This is a genomic window from Pseudonocardia sp. SID8383 (assembly GCF_009864975.1).
GTDB lineage: Bacteria > Actinomycetota > Actinomycetes > Mycobacteriales > Pseudonocardiaceae > Pseudonocardia > Pseudonocardia alni.
This window is the reverse complement of sequence record NZ_WWFY01000009.1, coordinates 1-2,925: the sequence shown is the minus strand read 5'-3', so window position 1 is coordinate 2,925 and position 2,925 is coordinate 1. Positions and strand designations below refer to the sequence as shown.

The 2,925-nt window shown below is 75.2% G+C and carries 3 protein-coding genes; all 3 read right to left on the bottom strand.

The genetic code is table 11. The features are described 5' to 3' along the window. Positions 1–43: 43 nt before the first annotated feature. From GTW08_RS00505 to GTW08_RS00495, 3 genes are read right to left on the bottom strand one after another with little or no spacing between them, the layout of a single operon-like run. Positions 44–505, bottom strand: a complete 462-nt coding sequence (locus GTW08_RS00505) for a GNAT family N-acetyltransferase (RefSeq protein ID WP_083658876.1) — start codon at positions 503–505, stop codon at positions 44–46. 58 nt (positions 506–563) lie between these two features. Then, positions 564–2,120, bottom strand: coding sequence for a precorrin-2 C(20)-methyltransferase (locus GTW08_RS00500; protein WP_073577138.1), 1,557 nt, complete (start codon positions 2,118–2,120; stop codon positions 564–566). A gap of 32 nt (positions 2,121–2,152) precedes the next feature. After that, entirely contained in the window at positions 2,153–2,794 is a 642-nt protein-coding gene (locus GTW08_RS00495) for a precorrin-8X methylmutase (protein WP_073577137.1), read from the bottom strand. Positions 2,795–2,925 lie beyond the last annotated feature (131 nt).

Genomic DNA, 2,925 nt, shown 5'->3' with positions numbered 1-2,925 from the left:
GGCCTGACCGGGCTGACGGCCCTGCTGGGGCTCGCCGCCGCGGTCAGACCGGGCGGGTCATGACGACCAGTCCCGGGCCGGGGTCGCCGTCGGCGACGAACCCGGTACGGACGTAGAAGGCGATCGCCCGGGCGTTGCCCGGCTCCACCTTCAGCGACAGGGTGGCCGAGCCGAGTTCGCGCGCGGCCGCGACGACGGCGTCGACGAGCGCGTCGGCCAGCCCGGTCCCGCGCGCGTCGGGATGGACCCACATGCCGTAGAGCTGCCCGTCGCCGTCGCCGTCGTCACCGGCCCGCCAGCAGGCGGTGCCGACCGGCCGGTCGCCGTCGAAGGCTCCGAAACGGACGTGCTCGGCCAGGACCGCCCGCCAGGCGGCCGGTTCCATGGCCGCCTGCTCGCGGTAGAAGTCGCTGTCCTCACCGAAGCCGTCCCGCACCGAGGCGAGCCGGGCTGCGCGTGCCGGCTCCCAGTCGTCGGGCCCGAAGCGCCGCACCTGCAGTTGCACGGCGTGACGCTAGCGCGGAACCGGCATCCGTCAGGATGTCGACAACCGGCGGATGTGGTCAGTCGGTCGTCGTGCCGCCGGGGCCGTAGTGCCGGGGCGTGAACACGACGGTCGCGCCGCCGCGCTCGACCGCCCGGGTCGTCGACGAGCCGACCACCACCAGGGTGCGCATGTCGACCTGCTCCGGGTCCAGCTCGCCCAGCGTGGTGACGACGATCCGCTGCCCGGCGCCGCCGACGTCGCGTCCCAGCACCACCGGGGTCTCCGGTGCACGGTGCTCCAGCAGCACGTCGCGGGCCGCGCCGACCTGCCACGGCCGGGCCTTCGAGCGCGGGTTGTAGATCGCGATCGCCAGGTCCGCCGCGGCCACGGCACGCAGCCGGTCCGCGACCACGTCCCACGGCTTGAGCCGGTCGGACAACGAGATCAGGGCGTGGTCGTGCCCCAGCGGGGCACCGACGGCGGCCGCCACGGCCTGCGCCGCGGACATGCCGGGCAGCACCCGGACCGGGACGTCGTGGTACTTCGGCTCCGCCGCCACCTCCAGCACCGCGGTCGCCATCGCGAACACCCCCGGGTCCCCGGCGGAGACGACGGCGACCCGCCGCCCCGAGGCGGCCAGGTCCAGCGCGTGCGCCGCCCGCTCGGACTCGACCTTGTTGTCCGAGGCGTGCCGGGTCTGACGCGGGTTCGGCGGCACCCGGTCCAGGTAGGGGCCGTAGCCGACGAGGTCGTCCACCTCCGACAGGGCGCGGGCGACCTGCGGGGTCAGCCAGTCCCGCCCGGCGGGACCGGTCCCGACCACGACGACCTCACCCGGCCCGCGCACCGACCGCTCCTCGGCCGCCGCGCCTCCGGGCTCCGCGACGGACCCGACGGCCTCCTCGGGCACCGAGGCGGCGACCTCACCGGGGACCAGGGCGATCGCGAAGTAGGGCACGTCCGAGGGATCCACGTCGGACAGCGAGCCGGTCCGCTGGCCCTCCATCGTGGCCCGCTCGACGTAGCGGGCCCGGTCGAGCACGCCGGCGTCGGCCATCGCCCCGCGGACCGTGGTGAAGGTGCGCCCGAGCTTCATCACCGCCGCCGAGTCGGTGCCCGCGAGCCGCCTTGCGAGCTCCTCGCGGGGCAGCGTGCCCGGCAGCACGGTGAGCACCTCGTCGCGCTCCACCAGCGGCTGCCCGATCGCCGCGGCGGCGCCGCTGATCGAGGTGACGCCCGGGACGACCTCGGTCGGGTAGCGCCCGGCCAGCCGCTTGTGCATGTGCATGTAGGAGCCGTAGAAGAGCGGGTCGCCCTCGGCGAGCAGCACGACGTCGCGGCCCGCGTCGAGGTGCGTGGCGAGCCGGGCGGCGGCCTCGGTGTAGAACGCGTCGATCGCACCCTGGTAGCCGCCGGGGTGGTCGGTGGCCTCGGTGGTGACCGGGTAGACCAGCGCCTCCTCGATCGCGGTGCCCGACAGGTGCGGTTCGGCGATCCGGCGCGCGATGGAGCGGCCGTGCCGGGCCGAGTGGTAGGCGATGACGTCGGCGTCGCGGACGAGCCGGGCGGCCTTGATCGTGGTCAGCTCGGGGTCGCCCGGACCGAGGCCGACGCCGTAGAGGGTGCCTGTCACGCTGTGCTGCTGCGCGGCACTCGCACGCTCGTTCACGCGATGATCTCCTGCTCGTGGGCCAGCGCGTTCAGCGCCGCCGCGGTGATCGCCGACCCGCCACGACGGCCGTGGACGACGAGGTGCTCCAGGTCGGTCCGCTCGGCGAGGGCGGCCTTGGACTCGGCGGCGCCGATGAACCCCACCGGGATGCCGATGACCGCGGCCGGGCGGGGTGCGTCGCCGCGGTCGATGAGGTCCAGCACGTGGAACAGCGCGGTCGGGGCGTTCCCGATCGCGAGCACCGCGCCCTCGAAGCGGTCGGCGAGCAGCTCCAGCGCGGCCGCGGACCGGGTGTTGCCGATCCGCCGCGCGTGGTCGGGCACCCGGGCGTCGCGCAGCAGGCAGAGCACCTCGTTGTCCGCGGGCAGCCGGGCGGCGGTCACCCCGGAGGCGACCATCATCGCGTCGCACAGGATCGGGGCACCGGCCCGCAGCGCGGCGCGTGCGGCCGCGACGACGCCGTCGGAGGCGGCGATGTCGTCGACGAGGTCGACCTGGCCGCAGGCGTGGATCATGCGGACGGCGATGTCGTCGACGCCGGGCGGGAGCCCGGAGAGGTCGGTCTCCGCGCGGATCGTCGCGAACGAGCGGCGGTAGATCTCGTTGCCGTCGGTGATGTAGTCGTACCCGCTCAGCGGAGCTCCTCGGTCGTGATCGTGTGTTCGTCGATGACGTAGGTGCCCGGCCCGGTGGCCACGGCGTCGCGGTGCGCGGTGTGCGGGGCGCCGCAGCGGCGGGCGCAGCCGACGACGTGCAGCATGTCCGG